At 57.6% G+C, this 22719-nt stretch carries 20 protein-coding genes and 1 tRNA gene; 10 read left to right on the top strand and 11 right to left on the bottom strand.

The window, feature by feature from the left end; translation table 11 throughout:
* Window positions 1-2: 2 nt before the first annotated feature.
* A complete protein-coding gene (gene dapE, locus ABF979_RS01340; RefSeq protein WP_415557429.1) occupies window positions 3-1148 on the top strand; it encodes a succinyl-diaminopimelate desuccinylase in 1146 nt (381 codons plus the stop codon).
* Window positions 1149-1186: 38 nt separating this feature from the next.
* Complete coding sequence (locus ABF979_RS01335; protein WP_215748953.1) at window positions 1187-1765, top strand: hypothetical protein; 579 nt, start codon at window positions 1187-1189, stop codon at window positions 1763-1765.
* A gap of 2 nt (window positions 1766-1767) precedes the next feature.
* Here the strand turns inward: ABF979_RS01335 and truA are convergent, their stop codons facing one another.
* From truA to def, 3 genes are read right to left on the bottom strand one after another with little or no spacing between them, the layout of a single operon-like run.
* The gene (gene truA, locus ABF979_RS01330; RefSeq protein ID WP_046899768.1) at window positions 1768-2538 is read right to left on the bottom strand and encodes a tRNA pseudouridine(38-40) synthase TruA; all 771 of its coding nucleotides are present in this window, start codon (window positions 2536-2538) and stop codon (window positions 1768-1770) included.
* Between the two features lies 1 nt (window position 2539).
* The gene (fmt, locus tag ABF979_RS01325) at window positions 2540-3451 is read right to left on the bottom strand and encodes a methionyl-tRNA formyltransferase (RefSeq protein ID WP_415557427.1); all 912 of its coding nucleotides are present in this window, start codon (window positions 3449-3451) and stop codon (window positions 2540-2542) included.
* A gap of 6 nt (window positions 3452-3457) precedes the next feature.
* Window positions 3458-4012, bottom strand: coding sequence for a peptide deformylase (gene def / locus ABF979_RS01320; protein WP_215749418.1), 555 nt, complete (start codon window positions 4010-4012; stop codon window positions 3458-3460).
* Window positions 4013-4178: 166 nt separating this feature from the next.
* Between def and ABF979_RS01315 the strand changes: the two genes are divergently transcribed.
* The 3 genes from ABF979_RS01315 to ABF979_RS01305 all read left to right on the top strand — a co-directional run bounded on the left by ABF979_RS01315 (window position 4179) and on the right by ABF979_RS01305 (window position 5391).
* Entirely contained in the window at window positions 4179-4691 is a 513-nt protein-coding gene (locus ABF979_RS01315) for an Hsp20 family protein (protein ID WP_415557426.1), read from the top strand.
* 76 nt (window positions 4692-4767) lie between these two features.
* On the top strand, window positions 4768-5019 hold the full coding sequence (locus tag ABF979_RS01310) for a DUF1150 family protein (protein WP_202206487.1): 252 nt from the start codon (window positions 4768-4770) through the stop codon (window positions 5017-5019).
* 9 nt (window positions 5020-5028) lie between these two features.
* Entirely contained in the window at window positions 5029-5391 is a 363-nt protein-coding gene (locus tag ABF979_RS01305) for a RidA family protein (protein WP_415557425.1), read from the top strand.
* 160 nt (window positions 5392-5551) lie between these two features.
* On the opposite strand, the gene fucP is transcribed toward ABF979_RS01305, so the two are convergent.
* Window positions 5552-6886, bottom strand: a complete 1335-nt coding sequence (fucP, locus tag ABF979_RS01300; RefSeq protein WP_215748950.1) for an L-fucose:H+ symporter permease — start codon at window positions 6884-6886, stop codon at window positions 5552-5554.
* 255 nt (window positions 6887-7141) lie between these two features.
* On the opposite strand from fucP, the gene ABF979_RS01295 reads away from it, so the two are divergent.
* Together ABF979_RS01295 and ABF979_RS01290 are read left to right on the top strand one after the other, a co-directional pair.
* A complete protein-coding gene (locus ABF979_RS01295) occupies window positions 7142-8197 on the top strand; it encodes a hypothetical protein (RefSeq protein WP_415557424.1) in 1056 nt (351 codons plus the stop codon).
* Window positions 8198-8282: 85 nt separating this feature from the next.
* Window positions 8283-9902, top strand: a complete 1620-nt coding sequence (locus ABF979_RS01290; protein WP_046899760.1) for an ABC-F family ATP-binding cassette domain-containing protein — start codon at window positions 8283-8285, stop codon at window positions 9900-9902.
* A 15-nt stretch (window positions 9903-9917) separates the two neighbouring features.
* Here the strand turns inward: ABF979_RS01290 and rpoN are convergent, their stop codons facing one another.
* The 7 genes from rpoN to ABF979_RS01255 all read right to left on the bottom strand — a co-directional run bounded on the left by rpoN (window position 9918) and on the right by ABF979_RS01255 (window position 15514).
* On the bottom strand, window positions 9918-11243 hold the full coding sequence (gene rpoN, locus ABF979_RS01285) for an RNA polymerase factor sigma-54 (protein ID WP_415557423.1): 1326 nt from the start codon (window positions 11241-11243) through the stop codon (window positions 9918-9920).
* Between the two features lie 9 nt (window positions 11244-11252).
* A complete protein-coding gene (gene lptB / locus ABF979_RS01280; RefSeq protein WP_046899759.1) occupies window positions 11253-12008 on the bottom strand; it encodes an LPS export ABC transporter ATP-binding protein in 756 nt (251 codons plus the stop codon).
* The gene (locus tag ABF979_RS01275; protein WP_415557421.1) at window positions 12005-12949 is read right to left on the bottom strand and encodes an LptA/OstA family protein; all 945 of its coding nucleotides are present in this window, start codon (window positions 12947-12949) and stop codon (window positions 12005-12007) included. Before ABF979_RS01275 ends, lptB begins: the two co-directional genes overlap by 4 nt.
* On the bottom strand, window positions 12946-13716 hold the full coding sequence (gene lptC / locus ABF979_RS01270; RefSeq protein WP_415557420.1) for an LPS export ABC transporter periplasmic protein LptC: 771 nt from the start codon (window positions 13714-13716) through the stop codon (window positions 12946-12948). Before lptC ends, ABF979_RS01275 begins: the two co-directional genes overlap by 4 nt.
* Complete coding sequence (locus tag ABF979_RS01265; RefSeq protein ID WP_086634479.1) at window positions 13713-14699, bottom strand: KpsF/GutQ family sugar-phosphate isomerase; 987 nt, start codon at window positions 14697-14699, stop codon at window positions 13713-13715. The genes lptC and ABF979_RS01265 overlap by 4 nt, the downstream gene beginning before the upstream one ends.
* A 21-nt stretch (window positions 14700-14720) precedes the next feature.
* Window positions 14721-15365: a ribonuclease D gene (locus ABF979_RS01260; protein WP_099210532.1), complete on the bottom strand. Its 645-nt coding sequence runs from the start codon at window positions 15363-15365 to the stop codon at window positions 14721-14723.
* Window positions 15366-15427: 62 nt separating this feature from the next.
* Window positions 15428-15514: transfer RNA gene (locus ABF979_RS01255), tRNA-Leu, on the bottom strand.
* A gap of 110 nt (window positions 15515-15624) precedes the next feature.
* Here ABF979_RS01255 and ABF979_RS01250 point away from each other — a divergent pair.
* The 3 genes from ABF979_RS01250 to gltB all read left to right on the top strand — a co-directional run bounded on the left by ABF979_RS01250 (window position 15625) and on the right by gltB (window position 22708).
* Complete coding sequence (locus ABF979_RS01250; RefSeq protein ID WP_415557419.1) at window positions 15625-16581, top strand: complex I NDUFA9 subunit family protein; 957 nt, start codon at window positions 15625-15627, stop codon at window positions 16579-16581.
* Between the two features lie 176 nt (window positions 16582-16757).
* Window positions 16758-18191 carry an NAD(P)-dependent oxidoreductase gene (locus tag ABF979_RS01245; RefSeq protein ID WP_046899753.1) on the top strand — a complete coding sequence of 478 codons (1434 nt, stop codon included), beginning with the start codon at window positions 16758-16760 and terminating at the stop codon, window positions 18189-18191.
* A complete protein-coding gene (gltB, locus tag ABF979_RS01240) occupies window positions 18188-22708 on the top strand; it encodes a glutamate synthase large subunit (protein WP_415557418.1) in 4521 nt (1506 codons plus the stop codon). The genes ABF979_RS01245 and gltB overlap by 4 nt, the downstream gene beginning before the upstream one ends.
* Window positions 22709-22719: the final 11 nt, after the last annotated feature.

The raw sequence follows: 22719 nt of genomic DNA, 5'->3' as shown, positions 1-22719 counted from the left end.
CCATGCCGTCCCCATCTTTTCCGACTGATCCTGTCGCTCTTGCACAGGATCTGATCCGCTGTCAGTCCGTCACACCAGCCGATGACGGGGCACAGGCTCTTCTGGCATCTGTGCTGGAAGGGATGGGGTTCGAGGTGGTCCACCTGCCATTCGGGCCAGCGGACGCTCCTACGCCGAATTTTTACGCTAAAATTGGTACCGGGCGTCCGGCTCTCTGCTTTGCGGGCCATACGGACGTGGTTCCTCCCGGTGAAGGGTGGGCACACGATCCTTTCGCAGCGCAGATCCAGGATGGTCGGCTGTATGGCCGTGGGATCGCGGACATGAAAGGCGGTGTGGCCTGTTTCGTGGCGGCCATCGCACGTTTTCTTCAGAACAATACCCTCAAAGGGTCAATTTCCCTGCTCATCACGGGTGATGAGGAAGGTCCAGCGCATTTCGGTACGAAGCCTGTCATTGAATGGCTGGCAGCGCGAAATGATGTGCCGGATTTCTGCCTTCTCGGAGAGCCCACAAATCCTTCGGCTCTGGGGGATACGATCAAGATTGGTCGTCGGGGCAGCATGAATGCAGAGATCGTGGTTCGGGGCGTTCAGGGACACGTTGCCTATCCGCATCTGGCCGATAACCCCATCCACCGTCTTCTCCCTGCGCTCACCGAACTGACCGGACGCTGCCTTGATGAGGGAACGGAATGGTTCTCCCCGTCGTCATTGCAGGTCACGAGCGTTGACGTCGGCAATCCTGCGACGAACGTCATTCCCGCCGAGGCCAAGGCGCGCCTGAACATCCGGTTCAATGACTGTCATACTGGTACGGCCCTGTCTGAGTGGATCCGCGAAGTTATCTCTCGTCATGCACCTGACAGCGAAGTTACAGTTTCCATTAGTGGGGAGGCGTTTCTGACGCAGCCGGGACCGGCAGTTCAATGTCTTGAGCGGGCTGTTCAGGATGTGACAGGGCGGCAGCCGAAACTCGATACGGGCGGAGGAACGTCTGATGCGCGCTTCATTTCGCAGTACTGTGCCGTAGCAGAGTTCGGTCTGGTCGGAGCGACAATGCATAAGCGGGACGAGCATGTTGATGTCTCGACGCTTGAAGATCTGACGCAGATCTATCTGACGTTCATGGAAAGATTTGGCCTGTGACTCCAGACCGTCCAACCGGTATTCCCCCGATTGGAGGAATGAGTATCCCACTGGGTGTCTGGCTGCTGGGACGTGGACGTGCGGTAGGGATCAACTGTTTCTCCCCTGGGGTTCAGCCGCTGATGGCGGCTCTGGCACCCACCATTGCCATAACCCTCATCGAACTGATCAGTGTCTTCCTGTTGCCCGCGGATCAACGGGAATTGCAGGCCATACGCGCACTGGTTCAGTTGGTTTGTCCCTTACTTCAGCTCGTCGTCTCGGAACGCTATGCCGTGTTTGTCGGCCGGAAAGGCTTGTGGACCCGGTATGCGACGGCCTCGCTCTGGTGTGCGTGGCTACCGGTTATCATGATGATCATGGCGGAAGGCATCATGAGGATCATCATGCCTGCTGCTGCCTCGTCTTCTGCCGCGCTGGCTGGTGTCGCAGTGGGTGTGTGGCTCTATAGCCTGTGGCTGACCTGGTATGTCACGCGTGTTGGGCTTGTGATGACGGCATGGCAGTCTGTCATCATGACGGTGTTGCAGACGGTCAGCGTATTCCTTCTGATCGGCCTGCTGTTGCTGGTCCCACCGCATTACAACGCAATAGCGGATCTGTTTGGGGCACCCTGAACTTAGGCGAACGGATCTTCCGGATAGCCGACGCCTGTGAGGCAGAGGCCATCTGGTGGAGAGGTTGGTCCGGCTGCGCAGCGGTTCCGGGCTTCCAACACTTCGCGCATCTTTTCCGGCGGCCACTGGCGAGAGCCTACCATGACCAGAGAGCCGACCATATTCCGAACCTGGTGGTGCAGGAACGAGCGAGCCTTCGTGTTCACGATAACCAGTTCGCCTTCCCGGTGAATGGTCAGAACATCAAGGGTGCGGACGGCACTTCTGGCCTGACAGGCGATGGCTCGAAATGATGTAAAGTCGTGCGAGCCCAGAAGGTAGTTCGCGCCTTCCTGCATCAGGTCTACATCCAGCACGCGCTTGACGTGCCAGACGTGTGTCTCCTGCAAGGCTGGGCGCGCCTGACGGTTCAGGATCTTGAACTGGTAGCTGCGCCAGATGGCGGAGAAACGTGCGCTCCAGTCCAGGCTAACCTGTGCGGCCTCCAGAACTACAACCCTGTGAGGCTTGAGGTAATAACCCATGCCATCGCGGATCTGGCGCCCGTTGATCTTGGCGTCTCCCGGGAAATCGATGTGAATGACCATTCCGGAGGCATGGACACCGGCATCGGTACGGCCTGCGGTGATGCTGGAGACCGGACGATTTCCAACAAGTCGAGACGCTGCCGCCTCAATGAGGCTCTGGATAGAGACGCCGTCTTGCTGTTTTTGCCACCCCACAAAGCCCGTCCCGTCATATTCAAGACGTAACGCCCAACGGGAGATATCCATTTCAGTCAAAGCGTGTGCCTGCCGGGATTGCCTGTCCGCGTACGAAATCTGCAGCATCCATCATGCTGCGTCCGGGCTTCTGGATACGGTCAATGCGCAGTGCGCCGGTGCCGCAGGTAATGGTCAGAGCATCATCCAGTGCGCTACCGGCAACAGGCCCTGCAATTTCTGGACGTGGGGTAGCTGCGCCAATTTTAAGGACGACACCGTTTAGCATCGTGAATGCGCCGGGCCATGGTGTCAGCCCCCGAATTTGGCGATCGATTTCTTCGCAGGACCGTGACCAGTCGATACGCCCGTCTTCGCGCTTCAACATATGCGCGTATGTCACGCCGTCTTCAGGTTGCGGCACAGGCTGAGGCTGCTCACTCAGTGCTCGAACAATCAGTCGTCCGCCGATTTCTGCCAGACGATCATGGAGCGTGCTGGCAGTGTCTGACAGGCTGATTGGCGTGGCCTCTTCCAGCAGGACCGCACCCGTATCGAGACCCTCGTCCATCTGCATGATGGAAACGCCGCTTCTAGTGTCTCCAGCTACAATGGAAGATTGGATAGGGGAAGCTCCGCGCCAGCGGGGAAGCAGGCTTGCGTGAATATTCAGGCATCCCATACGAGGGGCATCCAGCATGGCTTTCGGTAGGATCAACCCGTAAGCGGCGACTACTGCGGCGTCTGCATTGAGCGCAGCAAAGGCTTCATGTTCCGCTTCGTCCCGGCGAACGCGGGCAGGCGTACGCACTTCAATGCCTGCCGCTTCCGCTGCTTCATGGACAGGGGAGCGCCGTACGGCCTTGCCACGTCCTGCCGGACGAGGGGGCTGCGTATAAACGGCAACGATTTCGTGTCCTGCGGCCATGAGGGCATGCAGGGCCGGAACCGCGAAATCCGGCGTACCCATGAAGATCAGACGCATCAGAGATTAACGCCTTCTCAGCTTCTGCTCTTTGGCCAGGCGGCGCATGATCATGTTGCGCTTGAGTGTGGAAAGGTGATCCACGAACAGGATCCCTTCCAGATGATCCATTTCATGCTGGATACATGTGGCTAGAAGGCCGTCAGCATCACGCTCGATGATCTCGCCCGCGAGGTTGCGGTAACGCACGCGAATCGATTCGGGACGGATCACTTCTGCATACTGGTTCGGCAGGGAGAGGCAGCCTTCTTCCCGCACAGCCATCTGCTCAGAATCCGTGACGATTTCCGGATTGATGAGAACCATGGGCTCACGGGGGGCATCGTCTTCTGCGACGTCCACAAGGGCGAAGCGCATATCAAGACCAACCTGCGGGGCGGCGAGGCCAATGCCGGGAGCCTTGTACATGGCGGAAAACATGCCTGGAAGCTGCTCACGCAGGAACGCCATGTCTTCCGCGCGGACGTCACGGGTGACCTGACGCAGCACGGGCGCAGGGGCAATCAGGATCGGGGTCGGCGGCACCGCGTCGATGCCGGACAGGAAATCGAATTCGCTCATGCCTTGCGATGTAGCGAGCGACGACTGTTTATGCCAGTCCCGAGCAAGCATTTCCCGAGGCAGAACTTGCATAGAAAGCCTGCTCCACCATATCCTAGGGTCACGTCAGATGCCTCATGGAGGGTCTGGTTCCCGCTGTCTCGCTCATGGAGGAGGCTCTAGCCCTATGTCCGGTCGCCTGTTTACATCCCCGATGTTCCTTGGTTTCGATCATCTTGAGCAGATGCTCGAGCGTGCTTCCAAGTCTACGTCAGACGGTTACCCGCCCTACAACATCGAGCAGCTGAGTCAGACGGCGCTCCGGATTACCCTGGCTGTAGCCGGGTTCGTGATGGATGACCTGCAGATCACGCAGGAAGACAACCAGCTGGTGATCCGTGGACGTCAGACCGATGATAGCCAGGGACGGATCTTTCTGCATCGTGGTATTGCTGCACGGCAGTTCCATAAGGCGTTTGTTCTGGCTGAAGGCATAGAGATTGGCGGGGCATGGCTTGATAATGGCCTGCTTCATATCGATCTTCTACGTCCGGAGCCTGAAGTCCGTGTCAAACGGATTGCTATCACGCAGGGACGGCGCACTGGCGGGAGTCCGCAGACGGTTCAGCACGAAGTGGTCCCGCCTGTGGTGAAGACGGCCCGGCGGAGCAGGCCTGTGCGGGAACTTGACGACGAGTAAGTCACGTATCGACAGTATGAATGTTTCAACCTGACTGTGGCTGGAAAGGCCCTCAGGTGTCAGTAAGGATTATGAATTGAACAACCCGTTCGAAAACAGTGATGGGCACGAAGACGTACTCCCCGCAGATCTGAGGCGGATCACGGGGCCGCAGCTTCGGACGCTGGGGATGTCCCAGCTGGCCTATGTCAAATCAGTGCTGCATGACGGCGAACTGATGGTGGCAATTCATGCCGCTGACGGCACGCCGATGGCAGTTGCCGAAGATGAGGAGAGCGCCATGGACGCAATCCTCGAACATGAATTGATTCCTACTCTTCTTCAGTAAGGTTCTGGCGTGAGCATCAATACAGATATTACCCGTCACCTCGAAGAGAACCGCTTGGCCGGCGTGGTGACACATAACGGTTTGGCTTATCTTGCCGGACAGGTTGCGGACGATGCCACGCTGGATACCGAAGGCCAGACGGCTGACATCTTGCGCCAGATCGACGCGCTTTTGGCTGATCTCGGGACGGACAAGACCCGTATTCTGTCTGTGCAGATCTTCCTGACCGACATCAATGAGATCGGGAACATGAACAAGGCTTGGGATAAGTGGCTTGATACAGGCCATAAGCCCGCCCGTGCCACGGTTGAGGCGAAACTGGCCGATCCGGACTGGCGGGTAGAAATTACGGCGATTGCCGCCCTGCGCTGATCTCAGCAGAGTTCCATAAAAAAGCGGTATGGCTTTAGTAGCCATACCGTTTTTTTTGTATCTTCCGACTTGTAGGACTGCTGGCCTTATCTAAAGAACCGTTCGGCAAAGCTTGTGCGAAGATAGGTTCGTACAAGCCTTAAAGTGGGTCCCATCCGGCCTAAAGCGTAGCGTCGAAGACCACATGCTCGGCCGTTTCGTCGCCGCTTTTCATGCAGTACGCTGCGAACATCGCAATCACGACGAAGCATCCCATCGGCACAATATAGGCAAGCTGCATGTTTCCCCCTGTAGCGTCCGAGATGTAGCCTTGCAGAAGCGGAAGGATACCACCGCCGCTGATGCTCATGACCAGAATTGAGCCGCCATAAGCGCGGTCATGGCCGAGTTCATCGACGGTCAGGCCATAGATGGTTGGCCAGCAGGGGCCGAGCAGTCCACTGACGAGGATGGCCGCGTACACAGCCGTGAAGTCATGCACCATCACCGCATAACCCAGCGCTACGATGCAAAGCAGGCTGTAAACGAACAGAACCCGCGCCGGACGGGCGTGCCGCATAAAGAAATTGGCAACCAGCTTGCCGACGAAGAAGGCACAGAATGAGGCGATCAGGTACACGGAGGCCTGCCGTTCGTTGATGTGCCCTAGTCGCATGGAGAGGCGGATGATGAAGCTCCAGACGCCAACCTGAGCGCCGACATACAGAAACTGTGTCAGGATACCGAGGACAAAGCGCTTATTTGCGAACAGCCGTTTGAGGGCGCCGGCCGTATCCAGTTCGTGACTACGCTGCTGATCGCGCCCTTTGCAGGCCGGATAACGCGTGACGCCAATCGCGATCATGACGACCAGCAGAACCCCGAGAATGTAGACATACGGCTCAAGAGTGGCGTGGATCATGCCGAGTTGATGCTGCCAGGCCTGAGCGGCAGGCATGGCGGAAAGCTGCTCGCGTGACAGGTCGCCATCCTTGAAAATCAGGTAGGCCCCCATGCTGGAGCCAAGAATGGCACCAATCGGCTGAAATGCGCTGGCAAAGTTCAGGCGATGTGTTCCGCGTCCCGGAGGGCCGAGCAGAGTGCAATAGGTATCGGCCGCAGTTTCGATAAAGACCAATCCCGCCGCGACAACAAAAAGGGCGACGAAAAAGATCTGGTATGTCGCGAAATGGGCAGCAGGGAAGAACAGGCAGCAGCCGATCAGATACAGGAACAGCCCGAGTTGGATCGACCATTTGTAGCTGAAGCGCTTGATGATCATGCCCGCAGGAATGCCGAGCACAAAATAGCTGATGTAGAACGAGAATTGCACGAGCGCGGACTGAAAATCCGACAGCATGAATGCCTTGCGGAACTGCCCGATCAGCACATCATTGAGGCTCATCGCGCAGCCCCAGAGGGAAAACAGGCAACATAGAAGCCCGAAAGCCAAAAGGGGCGTGCGGTTCAGGTAAAAGCCGTCCGGGAGTTGGACGATAGGGTCAGACTTGGCCACGGATTGCCTCATGGAAGTAGATTTAGCGCTAAAGATAAAAAAGAGGTCTCATGTCGGCTGCAGGGGGGCAGAGGATTTTCATCGCGCATATCACATAAATAACGTTCTAAAACGATATTTTTATCATTTCAAATGTTCTTACAGGGATAAAAGATCACATTGACTGGAGATGTCACATTCACACTGTCTTCTTGACCTTTACAGCCTCATCCCGCATCGGCACTCTTTGTTTCTAAAAGTAACATGCAAGAGTAGATGATGACACGTCGGGAGAAGTTGCTGAGTCTATTGCTGATGGCGTCTCTCGGTGCTTTGGGTGGTGCGTTGATCACGCCAAGCCTTCAGAGATCAGGACTTTTCGGCCCGTCTCAAGCTGCCAACACGCCTTCCGTTCTGGATAACGGGTTGAATGTTCCCGGTCGACCAGAGGCAGAGACGGGTTCTGATGTCAGGCAGGATGAACAGGCGCTGCGGAAAGATCTGGAGGTTTTTCCCTATCCTATTCCTCCCCAGCCCCCCAAGCGAATGTCTGTCGAACTGAGGAGTGATGAGTTTTACGCCTCGGAAGTCCCTTACTATGCTATTGGTTACAATGACTTTTCACTGAATGGACTTGAAGCCGCGGCGGCTGAACAAAATCACAGACGGCGCGTCTTTCAGCATGACCTGAACTTTGGCGCGTATTCCATCCCGTTGCCTCCAGGGGATTGGACGACACTTGCAACCGTTCTGGAGAGGCCTGCTGCCGATGGAACGGTGAGGCGCGGTGCTTTTCTCGCGCGTATGGATGGTCATGAACCTACTGGCTATGTGCTGGTGAGGGCAGGAGAAAGTCTGACACCTCTTCAGCCAAATTCAAACTGTGCCTACGTGCGGCGTTATGCGCGGGGTGTTTTGCAGGAGCCGGAGGATGGGCAGGAAGAGTGCTGGTTCATCAACAGGGTCGCTTTTGCCTACTCGGATTGGGATCTGGATAAGGCTCCGCTCCCTTTGTTGATTGGGGAAAGAGCCATCAGCCAGAACAAGGATCATTTTCCGTCCACGATCGTCGGTGCAACCTATTTCCGGGCGATGGGTAAAGCCTGGGAGGAAGTCACATATTTCTTTGATACAGGGGCGAACGATGTCCAGATGCTTGGGACATCGGATATTTGGGCGCCGTGGAACATAGGTAACAATCGTACGCTCCAGCATTTTGTTATTCGGGATGCCGACTGGCTGAAGAAAGTCATTCCTGTCATTCGGGACAATTCCGCACATGACCTGTCACCGCAGGCCTATGACGCCATGAACGAAGGCGTGCCTGAGTAAGCTTTTTCTGGGGTTCCGCCCATGCGGGGATAAGGGTAAGTCCCGAAAGCCCTTTATTTCCAGCTTCCAGTGCCTCCGAGGACCCATGATTCGTCTCGACAACATCAGCAAGCATAACGGCCAGCGCGTCATTTTTATTGAGGCCTCGGCCGCTCTTCTGAAGGGAGAGAAGGTGGGTCTTGTTGGTCCAAATGGCGCGGGAAAATCTACGCTGTTCCGCATGATCACGAAGCAGGAAGAGCCGGATGAAGGGAATGTCCTGACGGATCGTGGCGTCACTATTGGCTTCTTCAGCCAGGATGTTGGTGAAATGTCCGGCCATAGTGCTGTGGCAGAAGTCATGAACGGGGCAGGTGCCGTTTCGGAAGTGGCGGCCGAGCTGGCCGAGTTGGAAGCCGCCATGGCGGACCCAGAGCGAATGGATGAGCTGGACAGCATCATTGAGCGCTTTGGTGAAGTGCAGAGCCGCTTTGAGGATCTCGGTGGTTATGCGCTGGATGGCAAGGCGCGTGAGGTCCTTCATGGTCTCGGGTTCAGTCAGGAAATGATGGACGGAGACGTCAGTCTTTTGTCTGGTGGTTGGAAGATGCGCGTGGCGCTGGGCCGTATTCTTTTGATGAAACCTGATGTCATGCTGCTCGATGAGCCGAGCAACCATCTTGATCTGGAAAGTCTGATCTGGCTTGAGCAGTTTCTTGCTGGTTACGATGGCGCATTGCTCATGACGTCCCATGACCGCGCCTTCATGAACCGTATCATCAACAAAGTGATCGAAATTGATGGCGGCAACCTGACGACGTTCTCTGGAAACTACGAATTCTATGAAGAACAACGGGCCCTGAACGAGAAGCACCAGCAGGCACAGTTTGAGCGCCAGCAGGCCATGCTGGCCAAGGAAATCAACTTCATCGAGCGATTCAAGGCCCGTGCGTCTCATGCCGCGCAGGTTCAGAGCCGTGTGAAGAAGCTGGACAAGATCGACCGTGTGGAGCCGCCGAAGCGGCGTCAGGCCATGAGCTTTGAATTCGCCCCCGCTCCGCGTTCGGGTGATGTGGTGGTCAACATTCAAGGTGTGGACAAGCGCTATGGCAGCCGCACGATTTATGACGGACTGGATCTGATGATCCGCCGGCGTGAGCGCTGCTGTATTATGGGTGTGAACGGTGCCGGCAAGTCCACATTGCTAAAACTTGTGACCGGTACGACAGAGCCTGATTCCGGAACCGTAACCGTCGGCAGTAATGTAAAGATCGGGTATTTTGCCCAGCACGCCATGGATCTTCTTGATGGCGACCGAACAGTCTTCGAGATGCTGGAATATACGTTCCCGCAGGCCAATCAGGGCGCTCTACGCTCGCTCGCCGGTGGTTTCGGATTTTCGGGTGACGAAGTGGAAAAGAGCTGCCGGGTTCTGTCTGGTGGCGAAAAAGCCCGCCTTGTCATGGCGCTGATGCTCTTTGATCCACCGAACTTCCTCGTACTGGATGAGCCAACCAACCATCTGGACATGGCCACGAAGGAAATGCTGATCACGGCTCTCGCAGACTATGACGGAACCATGCTGTTCGTCTCCCATGACCGTCACTTCCTGGCAGCCCTGTCTAATCGCGTTCTGGAAGTCACGCCGGAAGGTGTGCATCAGTATGGTGGCGGATATACGGAATATGTGGCGCGTACAGGCCAGGAAGCGCCGGGCCTGCATTAAGCAGTTCGGTGGACGTCAGGAGGTTTTCCTCAGGCGTCGCCTCTGGCTGGATTTTGCGATCCCCATGCCTTCCCGATATTTTGCCACTGTCCGGCGCTGGATGGCGAACCCTTCTTTTTGAAGTTGGGTCGTCAGGGCATCATCTGACAGGATGTCATCGTCTTCCCAAGCGATCAGCGTTTTGATGCGGTGCTGAATGGCGCTGGCACTTTGCGTAGAGCCGTCGCTGGCCTGAAGAGCCGTAGAGAAAAACATACGAAGCGGAAGAATGCCGCGGGGTGTGTCTATGTACTTCCCGTTCACAACCCGGCTGACCGTGCTTTCATGGACATCTGCGCCGGTGGCGAGATCGCGCATGGTGAGGGGGCGGAGAGCAGCGAGGCCCTCTTCAAAGAACGCCGCCTGCTGACGGACGATCTCGGCTCCAATCTTCAGAATAGTCTGGCGACGCATTTCCAGCGCGCGGATGACAGCATTGGCCTCGTTTGCATAGGCAAGAAGCTGTCGCCCGGCGTCTGTCGAACTATCGAGCGCGCTTTGCATCTCCAGATCCACGCGACAGTGGGGCAGCAGACGATGATTGAATGTCAGGCGGAACCCTGGACCATTTTTGCGGAGGAGCAGGTCTGGCTGAATGGGGGAGACTGGCTGGCGCGGATCAAATCCCGGTCTGGGATTAAGAGCCTGAATTTCTGTCAGCATATCGAGCAGGTCGTCCTGTTCGAGCTGACATTTCTGGCGAAGCAGCCGCCAGTCCCTTCGGGCTAAAAGATCGAGATTAGCCAGAAGAATTTTCATGGCAGGATCTAGCCGATTTTTCTGTTCCAGCTGGACTGCCAGACACTCTTCTAAAGAACGTGTAAAAAGACCAGCAGGCTCCAGTCGCATCAGAACTTGGCGGATAGTCTCAAGAGCAGCGGGTTCGACGCCGAGTTCGACCGCAAGGCCTGAAACTGCTTCCGGTAATCGTCCGGCCTCATCGAGGCACGCCAGAAGATAAAGAGCGGCAGCACAGTCCTGCTGGACGGGAAACCGGAGATGGATCTGGGCAATCAGATCATCATGAAGTGTGGGGCCGGGGGCCGCAGGCTCTGGTCGTTCCGAACCCGAAGTAAACCGTTCAGGGTCATCATCGTGCAAGTCAGATGCAGGATCTGCGGGCTCTGTGTTGGGAGCAGTGTCCGTGGATTCCAGAACGAGAAGGGGGTTCAGTTCCGCAATCTGCTGAAGTGATTGCGTCAGCTCCTGATGGCCCAGTTGCAGCATCGCAATCGCCTGACGCAACTGTGGCGTCATGACGAGCGACTGTGACTGGCGCTGAATCAGACCGGGACTGAGCATCCCGTCAGATTAGAGCGAGAAGTTCTCTCCAAGATAGACCCGGCGCACATCTTCATTGGCGACGATGGCTTCCGGTGTACCTTCCATCAGAACCTGACCGCCATGCATGATGTAGGCGCGGTCAATGACTTCAAGCGTTTCGCGGACGTTATGGTCCGTAATCAGCACGCCGATGCCACGATCTTTGAGGTGAGACACAAGATCGCGAATTTCGCCGACAGCAATAGGGTCAATACCGGCTAGAGGCTCATCCAGCAGGATATAGTTCGGCTGGCTTGCCAGGGCGCGGGCAATTTCCAGACGACGGCGCTCACCGCCAGACAAGGCCAGGGACGGCGAGTGGCGCAGATGCGTAATGCCAAACTCGGCGAGAAGGCCGTTCAGCATGGTTTCGCGCTTTTCCGGATCGGATTCAATCACTTCAAGCGCGGCCATGATGTTCTGTTCGACGTTCAGTCCGCGGAAAATGCTGGCTTCCTGTGGCAGATAACCAACGCCCAGACGCGCCCGTCGATACATCGGCAACTGGGTGATGTCTGCGCCATCCAGCGTAATGGTGCCTGTGTCTGGTTGGACCAGTCCTACGATCATGTAGAAGCTTGTCGTCTTGCCTGCGCCGTTCGGTCCGAGGAGGCCAACGGCCTCACCGCGTTGAACCTGAATGGACACGTTCTTGACGACAGCCCGCTTTTTGTAGGTCTTGCCGATCCCACTGGCGACCAGGCCGGTCTGGAGCACGGGAAATGAGGGGGATGTGTCTGTCACTTTGGTGCCTGGCTGCTGTTGGCTTCGTTTGGAACGACTAGTCCCTGAATAGGAGAGTCAGATCCTGGCAGCATCGTGGCAATGCCGGTCTTCATGTTGACGATAGCCTGAGACCCGTTGTTCTGGTTCTGGCCCTGCGTCACATGCACGTGGCCGATCAGGCGGGCAATCTGGCTGGCAAAGACATAAACGCCTCTGTCCCCGGTTGCTGTCTGGGTAGGGGTTCGCAACACGACATGGCCCCAGCCATAAGCACGATCCAGTTTGGAAGAACCGCCCCCAAGAGGGCTGCCGTCGCTTTTTGCAGGCTGGGTCTGTCCTGCTGGTGCAGGGGAGTCCGGTGCACTGAAGGAGACCAGCACGTCAGCCTTGATCTGGCGCCCGTCATTAGTGGTGACTGTTGCGTTTCCACGCCCGACCGACATGCGAGTCTTGGAATGATATTCCATGACGTCACGTGCAGTGAGCACATCCTGCGGCGTCGTAAGCTTCAGGTTCTTGCCAGTCATGACCATGACGGCCTGATCCATATCATACAGGGCACGGTCGCCCCAGCCCTGGTCCGTCTGGTTATAGATATGGACGTGACCGCGAGCTTCGATGCGGTACAGCTCAAGGGAGCCACCCATCGGGTCGGCTTCACCCGTCTGTCCATTTGTCGGCGGTGGCGGTGTGGCTGGCTGCCCCTGTGGAGCCGCTTTCTTGCGCAGATAGCCAATCAGCGTATCGGCATCGACCGTTACATCCCCTCGTACGGCGCGGGCACCGCCAGTCAAGGTAACTGTCTGGGCGTTCCGGTCGTAGATTTCCTCGCTTTTCCAGAACAGCTTAACGGCCTCGCCATGAGACATATCCAGCCCATCCGCATAAGCGGCAGGTGTGGCGGTAGTGGCGAGGAGAAGTCCTGCAACGGGAAGCAGTCTGGCGATGCGGCTCATCATTTCTCTGTCTTGGCTCCTTCCTGGCGGAGGCGGGCCGCCATGGAAGGGGGGCCGTTATCGTCGTTGCGGACCGTCAGACCCGGCCCTGTAAACTGCATGATACCTGCATGCTGGTCCAGGAAATAGCCCTGCGCGTCCTGCTTGCCAAATGGGCCTTCGGCATGGACCCAGTCGCGGGATGCAATAACGTCCTGCTTCAGGTCCATATCGGCGGAAGGGCCGTTCATGAGCGTCCCGTCATCGCGGTAAAGCACCACGTTGTCGTCTAGATTCAAGGTCTGCTCGTGCTGCATGTAGACACCCCGATCCGCCTTGATATGCGCCCAGGAATTACCTGCCAGCTCGATATCCGCCACCGGATCAACCAGATCTACACGGTCCGGGCCTTCCTGATGCGTAACGCGTGCCGTGATCATGTACAGGTGGTTATGGGCGTCCAGACCGCGATAGACGGCATTTTCCATATTGCCGCTCTCAACGCGCAGGCGGGCCATTTCCTTCAGAGCCGCACGGTTCTGATTGACGAGATGAGAGATCTCGGGCCACGCCGCAATTGAACTCAGCAAAGCAAGGGCAAGCCCCGGGAGTGCCCATTTGGCGAACCCCAGAAGAGAACGACGGCGGGCCAGCTCTTCCGGATTTGGAGCGGTTCGTACTTTCTGGAATGCTGCACGGCGCAGGGCATCAAGCTTGGCGAGGCTTTCGCTCCGGTTTCCTGAAAAGTCGTCCCGTTTGGGGCGTTTGTCATCCTTGGGCGAGTCGGTCATGCCAAGCCCGCCCTCAGGAGATCGTGCAGGTGAATGATGCCCTGTGGGCGTCCGTCCTCTCCAACGACGAAAAGACTCGTGATCGGTTTGGAGCGTGCATTCATGAGAAGAAGGACGTCCTGTGCCAGGGTCGAGGGGGCTGTCGTGGTTGGAGAGAGATTCATGACCTCTTCCGCCGTGGTCGTGTCAAGATCACTGTGAAGTGCCCGTCGGAGATCCGCATCCGTGATGAGACCGCACAGCGCGCCATTCTCGTCCGTCACGCCCATGCAGCCAAAAGCTTTGTGCGTCATTTCCAGAATGACCGAGCGAAGCGAGAGAGATTTTTCCCCGAGTGGAAGGGCCTCTCCGGTGTGCATCAGCTCCCGCACCGGGCGCAAACGCGCGCCCAGACGGCCGCCTGGGTGAAACACGCTGAAATCGTTGGCTGTGAAGCCGCGTTTTTCCAGAAGGGCGATGGCCAGCGCGTCTCCAAGAGCAAGCTGGAGAAGCGTGCTCGTGGTTGGTGCCAGTCCCATGGGGCAGGCTTCTCTGGCGGGAGGGAGAACCAGAGCAATCTTGGCAGCACGGGCCAGAGCTGAAGTCTCGACGGATGTTATGGCGATCACATCCAGTTGTCTGTGTGACGCATACGACAGAATTGCGGCAAGTTCTGTGGTTTCGCCGGAATTCGAGAGAGCAAGGATGACATCCCCCGCCGCGACCATGCCCAGATCACCATGCGCGGCTTCTGCGGGGTGCACGAAAAGAGACGGAGTTCCGGTAGAGGCAAGGGTGGCTTGGATCTTGCGGCCAATATGACCCGACTTCCCGATCCCTGTGACAATCAGCCGGCCAGAACAGAGAAGGATTCGCTCAATGGCGTGGCTAAAAGCTTGCCCCAGAGAGCCGCCGAGGGCGCTTTCGAGCGCTTCAAGCCCCTGTCGCTCGACAGCAAGAGTGTGCAGGGCCGAGGGAAGGGGCGAGGTAGCCGGGTTTATCATGTCGGGACGCAGTGTAGGCGATTACGCGCGGTGTGCGAAGATGTCGGGCTCGTCGTAGCCCAGAAGGTCCAGACGGGTGCGCGCTGAAAGGAAGTCAAAGCAGGCCTGAGCCAGCTCCCGCCGCTCTTCCCGGATCAGCATGGCTTCAAGCTTGTCCCACAGGGCATGGAGATAAAGCACGTCAGATGCAGCATAGCGCTTCTGATCGTCCGTCAGGGTTTCAGCGCCCCAGTCCGAGCTCTGCTGGTGCTTGCTGATCTCGACGCCAAGCAGGTCGCGGCACAGATAGGCCAGTCCATGCCGGTCCGTGAACGTATAGACGAGGCGGGCAGCGATCTTGGTGCAGATGACGGAAGAGATCGTGATGTCGAAGGCCTTCTGGAGCACGGCCACGTCAAAGCGGGCGAAGTGCATCAGCTTGGTGATCGAGTCATCCGAAAGGAAGGCTTTGAGATTAGGGCAATCATAGCCACGGCCGCCCATGGAGACAGGCTTGATCTGCACGAGATGTGCTTCACCGTCACCGGCGGAAAGCTGCACAAGGCAGAGGCGATCTCTGTAGGGATTGAGACCCATGGTCTCGGTATCTATGGCGACAACAGGGCCAATATCAAAATCTTCCGGCAGGTCGCCGTCATGAAGATGGATGGCGTTCTGCTGGCTCATTTTGTTGTCACCGAATTTTTATGAACTCAGAGGGGAAGGTTCTTAATGAACCTGACCGTCTGTGGTGCCCAGAAGAAGACTCGAACTTCCACGTCCTTTCGGACACAGGTACCTGAAACCTGCGCGTCTACCAATTCCGCCATCTGGGCTCAGAAAGCACCGGGTTTTTTCAGTTTCCTGAGGCATCCCGGGTTGGTGAAGAGGCGTTTACATTGACTGAATGAGAGCGTCAACAGTTGGAATGAAAGAAAACAGGGAAATGGAAAAACTTTTTTCGGGTGCGGGGCAGCAGAAGGTCGCTGTCATTGGTGGTGGTGGTTTTATCGGGCGCAGCCTGGTGAGAAAACTGGTTGCCACGGGGCATGTCGTTCGTGTGGGAAGTCAGAATCCCGAAAAAATTCAGGGGCTTGGAAAAGCGCGTGGAACAGGGCGCGTCGAGTTCCTGAAAACGTCAGTCAATGATGCAGCGCAGCTTGATCGTCTGTTTGATGGTGTGGACGCTGTCATCAATCTTGTGTCTGTCATGACGCCAGATGTGCAGACTCTGCATCACATTAATGTCGAGGGCGCTCGGCTCGCAGCTGTGCGGGCTCATCTGGCAGGTGTGAAGCACTACGTTCATATGTCTGCCATCGGTGCTTCTTTGACGTCTCCAGGGCCATATGGTCGGAGTAAAGCAGCTGCAGAACGTGTCGTACGGGACGTTTTTTCTGATGCGCGTCTGCTTCGGCCGTCTGTGGTATTCGGGACGGACGACAGCTTCTTCAATCTGTTTGCCTTGATCGCAGCGCTATCGCCTGTTTTGCCGGTTTTTGCTGGCCGCACATATTATCAGCCGGTATTTGTGGAAGATGTTGCAGAAGCAGCGCTACGACTTCTGCAACCGGAGAATGCAGGTCTAACGGTTGAGGCCGGTGGTCCCGATATCCTGAGTATGCGTGAGCTTATGGCGTTCGTACTCGAAGCGTCGGGTCGTAAAAGAATTCTGCTCCCGATCCCGCAAGTGGTAGCGCGCCTTGAAGCGACTGTTCTGGAGAAGTTGCCCGGCCATTTGCTGACGCGGGACCAGGTGGCCATGATGTCTGTCGATAATGTCGTGCAGCCGGGGGCTGAGACCTTGCAGACACTCGGAATCCATCCTGCATCACTGGGAATGGTGGTTCCGGGGTATCTGAATGGAAGCATCTGTAAGCTTTATCGCCAGCTAAAAGTCTGATTGGTCCGTATCGGACCTATAAAATGTGACACTGACATGAGAAAAGTGACGCTATGAGGCTGGTTTTTTTATATTGGTAAGTATTGCTGACTATTATCGCGTAAACTGACGGAATAGCTGGTATTCCACAAATTTCGTACGCTTGGCGTGCGTTCTGTTTTTAGGAGACACGGCGCATGGCCGAACGGATGTTGCAGTTCGTCAATCACCCACAGATCCTTCCGGAGAAGCGTGACGCTGCTGAGCGTCGTGCAGACTTTGGAGAGATTTACCGTGGGTTTGCGATGAGCCGCGCTGAAGAGCAGGCCTCTCGCTGCTCTCAGTGTGGAATTCCGTTCTGCTCCGTGCATTGCCCTCTTGGTAACAACATTCCGGACTGGCTGAAGCTGACGGCGGAAGACCGTTTGCAGGAAGCCTACGAGATGTCTTCGGCCACCAATACCTTTCCGGAGATCTGCGGCCGCATCTGCCCGCAGGATCGCCTGTGTGAAGGCAATTGCGTGATCCAAAAGGGCTTTGAGAGCGTCACGATCGGTGCTGTCGAACGCTTTATTACGGAAAATGCTTTTGAGCAGGGCTGGGTGCAGCCGCGTCTGCCGGACCGTGAACTCAAAGTCAGTGTGGGCGTCGTGGGTTCCGGGCCTGCCGGTCTTGCTTGTGCAGAGCGTCTGCGGGCACGCGGCTATGAGGTTCATGTTTATGAACGTCAGGACCGTGTGGGTGGTCTGCTGACGTACGGTATTCCGAGCTTCAAGCTGGAAAAGCATGTCGTGGCCCGTCGTCACAAGCTGCTGGAAGAGCAGGGCATCATCTTCCACCTTTCCACGCCAATCGGTGCGGGTGAGGGGGAGACGTCACTGGATGATCTGCGGACGCGCCATAACGCAGTGTTCCTTGGAACGGGCGTGTATCGTTCGCGCTCTGTGGATGTTCCGGGTGCAGACCTGAACGGCGTTGTGGATGCGATTGACTTCCTGACGGCGTCAAACCGTCGTGGATATGACGAAGACCCCGGCGAAGATGCAGCACTTCATGCCAAGGGCCGTCGTGTTGTGGTCATCGGTGGTGGTGATACGGCCATGGACTGCGTTCGGACGTCCATCCGTCAGGGCGCCGAGAAGGTCACCTGCGTCTATCGCCGTGACCGTGCGAACATGCCGGGCTCCCGTCAGGAAGTTTATAACGCCGAGGAAGAAGGTGCGAACTTCGAGTGGCTGGCTGCACCGGAAGAGTTTCTGGGCGAAGGCACGGTTGAAGGTGTGAAGGTGCTGAAAATGCGTCTTGGTGCACCGGATGCTACGGGCCGCCGCTCCATCGAAGGCACGGGCCAGCATTCCATTATTGAAGGCGACATCGTGATCCGCGCGTTGGGTTTCGATCCGGAAGACCTGCCGGGCCAGTGGCAGCAGCCGGAGCTGGCTGTGACGCGCTGGGGCACGCTGACGGTTCCGCCGGGTGGTTTCCAGACGAGCCTGCCGGGCGTGTTCGCGGGTGGCGACATTGTCCGTGGTGCGAGCCTCGTTGTCTGGGCCATCAAGGACGGCCGTGATGCGGCTGATGCAATTCACCTTTCTCTGACCGAGACCCTGGCGCTGGAGGCCGCGGAATGACACAGAACACCGATTTCATCCGCGAATACACTGAGAACGTCGAGCGTCTGAAAGGTCTGTATGACCCGACGCAGGAGCGCGATTCCTGTGGTGTGGGTCTTGTGGCTGCGCTGGATGGCAAGCCGTCCCGCGCTGTTGTGAAGGCAGGTATCGAGGCTCTGGGGAATATCTGGCACCGTGGCGCTGTCGATGCTGATGGCAAGACGGGCGATGGTGCGGGCATCCATGTCGAAATCCCGCAGGATTTCTTCGCAGAGGCCATTCATAACAGCTCCAGCGATGACACGATCGACGGTCGCATTGCCGTTGGCATGGTGTTCCTGCCGAAGACGGACCTGGCGTCGCAGGAAGCTGGCCGTCAGATCATCGAAACCGAGGTTCTGAACTTCGGTTACGGAATCTATGGCTGGCGTCAGGTGCCGATCGATACGGCCTGCATTGGTGAGAAGGCCAACCAGACGCGCCCCGAGATCGAACAGATCATGATCCGCAATACGCTCGGTCGGACGGAAGACGAGTTCGAGCGTGATCTGTACGTTCTGCGTCGTCGCATCGAGAAGGAGGCGACCCGCCAGCAGGTGGATCTGTACATCTGCTCGCTGTCCTGCCGTTCGGTCATCTATAAGGGCATGTTCCTTGCCGAGAACCTGACGGATTTTTATCCAGATCTTCTGGACGAGCGCTTCGTCTCGCGGTTCGCGATCTACCATCAGCGTTACTCGACCAATACGTTTCCGACCTGGAAGCTGGCCCAGCCGTTCCGCAAGGTGGCGCATAACGGTGAGATCAACACGATCTCCGGCAACACCAACTGGATGCGGTCGCACGAAACGCGCCTGTCACACGCGGCACTCGATCCTTACATGGAGGATCTGAAGCCGGTCGTGCAGGCTGCTGGCTCGGATACGGCGGCGCTCGATAACGTCTTCGAGCTTATGACCTTCGGTGGCCGCAGCGCGCCGATGGCCAAGATGATGCTCATTCCAGCATCCAGCGGTGCGAACTCCGCGATTTCTCCGGCAGCGCGGGCTATGTTCCGCTACTGCAATGCGGTCATCGAGCCGTGGGACGGCCCGGCTGCAATCTGTGCGACGGATGGCCGCTGGGTCATCGCCGGGTTGGATCGTGCTGGTCTCCGTCCGCTGCGGTATTCCATCACGAATGACAACCTGCTGATCGTGGGTTCGGAAGCGGGTATGGTCCGCGTACCGGAAGCGCGCATTCAGCGTCGCGGGCGCCTTGGTCCGGGGCAGACGCTGGCGCTCGACCTCAAGGAAGGTCGCCTCTACCAGCCGGATGAACTGCTTGAAATGCTGGCCTCCCGTCAGGATTTCCAGTCTTGGGTCAAGCGCATCCGCAATATTGAGCCGATCGTGCGGGATGTGGTCGAGCCGGAAGGTATGGCCGCAGACGTGCTGCGTCGCCAGCAGATGGCTGTCAGCCTGACGCATGAAGAGCTGGAAACCATCCTTCACCCGATGGTCGAGACGGCTGCCGAAGCTCTGGGCTCCATGGGTGACGACACGCCGCTTCAGGTTCTGTCCAAGATCTACCGTGGTCTGTCGCATTATTTCCGTCAGGGCTTCAGCCAGGTTACCAACCCGCCGATCGACTCCCTGCGTGAAACGCGGGTGATGAGCCTGATCACGCGTCTGGGTAATCTTGGGAACATCCTCGACGAGCGCCCGGAACAGTGCGATCTGCTTCAGCTTCCCAGCCCGGTTCTGACGGTTGGTGAGTTTGATGAATTGCGGAAAGTCTGCGGTGAGAACGCTGCCTCGATCGACTGTACTTTCCCGGTTGAGGACGGCGAAGAAGGGCTGCGTGCGGCGATCGCGTCCATCCGCGTTCAGGCGGAAGATCATGTTCGTGGCGGTTGCACCCATCTGTTCCTGACGGATGAGAACACAGGTCCGGATCGTGTGGCCGTGCCGATGATCCTTGCGACGGCCGCCGTGCATGTTCACCTTGTGCGTCATTCCCTGCGCACGTTCACGTCCCTGAACGTTCGGACGTCCAGTGCCATCGACGTTCACGCTATTGCCGTGACGATCGGTGTTGGTGCGACGACAGTGAACCCGGCGCTGGCCCAGCACAGCATCGCGGATCGTCTGCGTCGTGGCCTGTTCGGCCAGATGACGATGCGTGAGGCGATGGAGCGTTACCGCAAAGCGGTGGACAAGGGTCTGCTCAAGATCATGTCCAAGTTCGGGATTTCCATCATCTCGGCTTACCGCGGCGGTTACAACTTTGAAGCCATTGGTCTGTCCCGTGCGCTGGTGGCCGAGTTCTTCCCAGGCATGCCGTCGCGTATTTCCGGCATTGGTCTGCCGGGTATCGCCCGCAACATCCTGAAGGCTCATGCGGCTGCGTGGGATCAGAAGGTTGAAGCGCTTCCGGTCGGTGGCCGCTACAAGCTGCGCCGTCAGGGCGAGACGCATGCATTCTCCGGCCAGCTTGTGCACATGCTGCAAAGCGCTGTTTCGGCCAACAGCTACACGCTGTATCGCCGTTACGCGGATGCCGTGCGTCAGATGCCGCCGGTGGCGCTGCGTGACCTACTGGACTTCAAAGCGCCTCATGCACCGATCCCGGTGGACGAGGTTGAAAGCATCACGCAGATCCGTCGTCGTCTTGTCGCGCCGGGTATTTCGCTAGGTGCCCTGAGCCCGGAAGCGCATGAGACGCTGGCGATTGCCATGAACCGGATTGGCGCGAAGTCTGATTCCGGTGAAGGTGGCGAGGACGCCGAGCGTTCCAAGCCGCGCCCGAACGGGGACAATGCGTCTTCCACGATCAAGCAGGTGGCGTCTGGCCGGTTCGGTGTGACCGCGCAGTATCTGAATGACTGCCGCGAGATCGAAATCAAGATGGCCCAGGGTGCGAAGCCGGGCGAGGGCGGACAGCTTCCGGGCTTCAAGGTCACGGAGCTGATCGGTCGCCTGCGTCATGCGACGCCGGGTGTGACGCTGATCTCCCCGCCGCCGCATCATGACATCTATTCGATCGAGGATCTGGCCCAGCTCATTTATGATCTGAAGCAGGTCAACCCAACGGCAACCGTCACCGTGAAGCTGGTTGCCCGCACGGGTATCGGCACGATTGCGGCGGGTGTTGCGAAGGCGAAGGCAGATGCCATCCTGATCTCCGGTCATTCCGGTGGTACGGGTGCCAGCCCGCAGTCTTCGATCCATTATGCGGGTCTGCCGTGGGAAATGGGCCTGTCCGAAGCGCATCAGGTTCTGATGCTCAACCGCCTGCGTCATCGTTTGGTGCTGCGGACGGATGGTGGCATCAAGACGGGCCGTGACGTCGTTATGGCGGCGATGCTGGGTGCGGAAGAGTTTGGTATTGGTACGGCCGCGCTGGTGGCCATGGGTTGCATCATGGTGCGTCAGTGCCACTCCAATACCTGCCCGGTCGGCGTCTGCGTTCAGGACGAAAAGCTGCGTGCGAAGTTCGAGGGCTCACCAGAGAAGGTCATCAACCTTTTCACGCTGATTGCTGAAGACATTCGCCATATCCTCGCCGATCTGGGTGTTCGCTCCCTTGAGGAGGTCATTGGCCGCACGGACATGCTGCGTCAGGTCTCCCGCGGTGCTGATTATCTGGATGATCTGGATCTGAACTCCCTGCTGGTGCAGGCCGATCCGGGTGAACATGCCCGTTACTGCACCCGTGAGGGCCGTAACGAGGTTCCGGAAACGCTGGATGCGCAGATCGTGGCCGATGCGATCCCGCTGTTCGAGCGTCGTGAGAAGCTGCACTTGCACTACAACGTGCAGAACACGCATCGCGCGATCGGGACACGTATTTGCGGCATGATCACCCGTCAGTTCGGGATGCATGAACTGCCGGAAGGTCAGCTTACGCTGTCGCTCCGTGGGTCGGCTGGTCAGTCCCTTGGTGCCTTCGCGGTGCAGGGTCTGAAGATGATCGTGGAAGGGGATTCCAACGATTACGTCGGCAAGGGTCTGTCAGGTGCGACGATTGTTGTCCGTCAGTCTCCGGCATCCACGTGGCGATCGGAAGAAAATGCGATCATCGGCAACACGGTTCTGTACGGGGCAACGAGTGGCAAGCTCTTTGCGGCTGGTCAGGCTGGTGAGCGTTTCGCGGTTCGTAACTCCGGTGCGACGGCTGTTGTTGAAGGCTGTGGCTCGAACGGTTGCGAGTACATGACCGGTGGCAAGGTCGTGATCCTCGGTGAAACGGGCGATAACTTCGGTGCCGGCTTTACGGGCGGCATGGCCTATGTGCTCGATCCGAAGGACCGCTTTGAATCCCGCATCAATCCGGACACGGTAATGTGGAATCGCGTGCAGCCTGGCAGCCGATGGGACGTGGAACTACGCACGCTGGTCGAGCAGCATGTGGTAGAAACAGGCAGCACTTACGCCGCGGACCTGCTGCATTGTTGGGAACACACGCTGGAGCAGTTCTGGCACATCGTTCCCCGCGAATATGCCAAAGTCATTGGCTATGTGCAGGAAGATTTGTCCAAGCTTTCAGCCTGAGAGTTTCAGGT

It is taken from the genome of Gluconobacter sp. (assembly GCF_047723935.1).
Classification (GTDB): domain Bacteria; phylum Pseudomonadota; class Alphaproteobacteria; order Acetobacterales; family Acetobacteraceae; genus Gluconobacter.
This window is presented reverse-complemented; position numbering and strand designations above follow the sequence as displayed.

What these genes read in the sequence shown, in the direction of transcription:
- fmt (WP_415557427.1), bottom strand. Translation starts at nt 3,451, where the DNA reads ATGCGTCTGATCTTCATGGGTACGCCGGATTTCGCGGTTCCGGCCCTG.
- ABF979_RS01315 (WP_415557426.1), top strand. Translation starts at nt 4,179, where the DNA reads ATGTCCGGTCGCCTGTTTACATCCCCGATGTTCCTTGGTTTCGATCAT.
- ABF979_RS01290 (WP_046899760.1), top strand. Translation starts at nt 8,283, where the DNA reads ATGATTCGTCTCGACAACATCAGCAAGCATAACGGCCAGCGCGTCATT.
- ABF979_RS01260 (WP_099210532.1), bottom strand. Translation starts at nt 15,365, where the DNA reads ATGAGCCAGCAGAACGCCATCCATCTTCATGACGGCGACCTGCCGGAA.
- ABF979_RS01275 (WP_415557421.1), bottom strand. Translation starts at nt 12,949, where the DNA reads ATGATGAGCCGCATCGCCAGACTGCTTCCCGTTGCAGGACTTCTCCTC.
- def (WP_215749418.1), bottom strand. Translation starts at nt 4,012, where the DNA reads ATGAGCGAATTCGATTTCCTGTCCGGCATCGACGCGGTGCCGCCGACC.
- rpoN (WP_415557423.1), bottom strand. Translation starts at nt 11,243, where the DNA reads ATGCTCAGTCCCGGTCTGATTCAGCGCCAGTCACAGTCGCTCGTCATG.
- dapE (WP_415557429.1), top strand. Translation starts at nt 3, where the DNA reads ATGCCGTCCCCATCTTTTCCGACTGATCCTGTCGCTCTTGCACAGGAT.
- ABF979_RS01250 (WP_415557419.1), top strand. Translation starts at nt 15,625, where the DNA reads ATGGAAAAACTTTTTTCGGGTGCGGGGCAGCAGAAGGTCGCTGTCATT.
- ABF979_RS01245 (WP_046899753.1), top strand. Translation starts at nt 16,758, where the DNA reads ATGGCCGAACGGATGTTGCAGTTCGTCAATCACCCACAGATCCTTCCG.
- ABF979_RS01265 (WP_086634479.1), bottom strand. Translation starts at nt 14,699, where the DNA reads ATGATAAACCCGGCTACCTCGCCCCTTCCCTCGGCCCTGCACACTCTT.
- truA (WP_046899768.1), bottom strand. Translation starts at nt 2,538, where the DNA reads ATGGATATCTCCCGTTGGGCGTTACGTCTTGAATATGACGGGACGGGC.
- gltB (WP_415557418.1), top strand. Translation starts at nt 18,188, where the DNA reads ATGACACAGAACACCGATTTCATCCGCGAATACACTGAGAACGTCGAG.
- ABF979_RS01335 (WP_215748953.1), top strand. Translation starts at nt 1,187, where the DNA reads ATGAGTATCCCACTGGGTGTCTGGCTGCTGGGACGTGGACGTGCGGTA.
- lptC (WP_415557420.1), bottom strand. Translation starts at nt 13,716, where the DNA reads ATGACCGACTCGCCCAAGGATGACAAACGCCCCAAACGGGACGACTTT.
- ABF979_RS01295 (WP_415557424.1), top strand. Translation starts at nt 7,142, where the DNA reads ATGATGACACGTCGGGAGAAGTTGCTGAGTCTATTGCTGATGGCGTCT.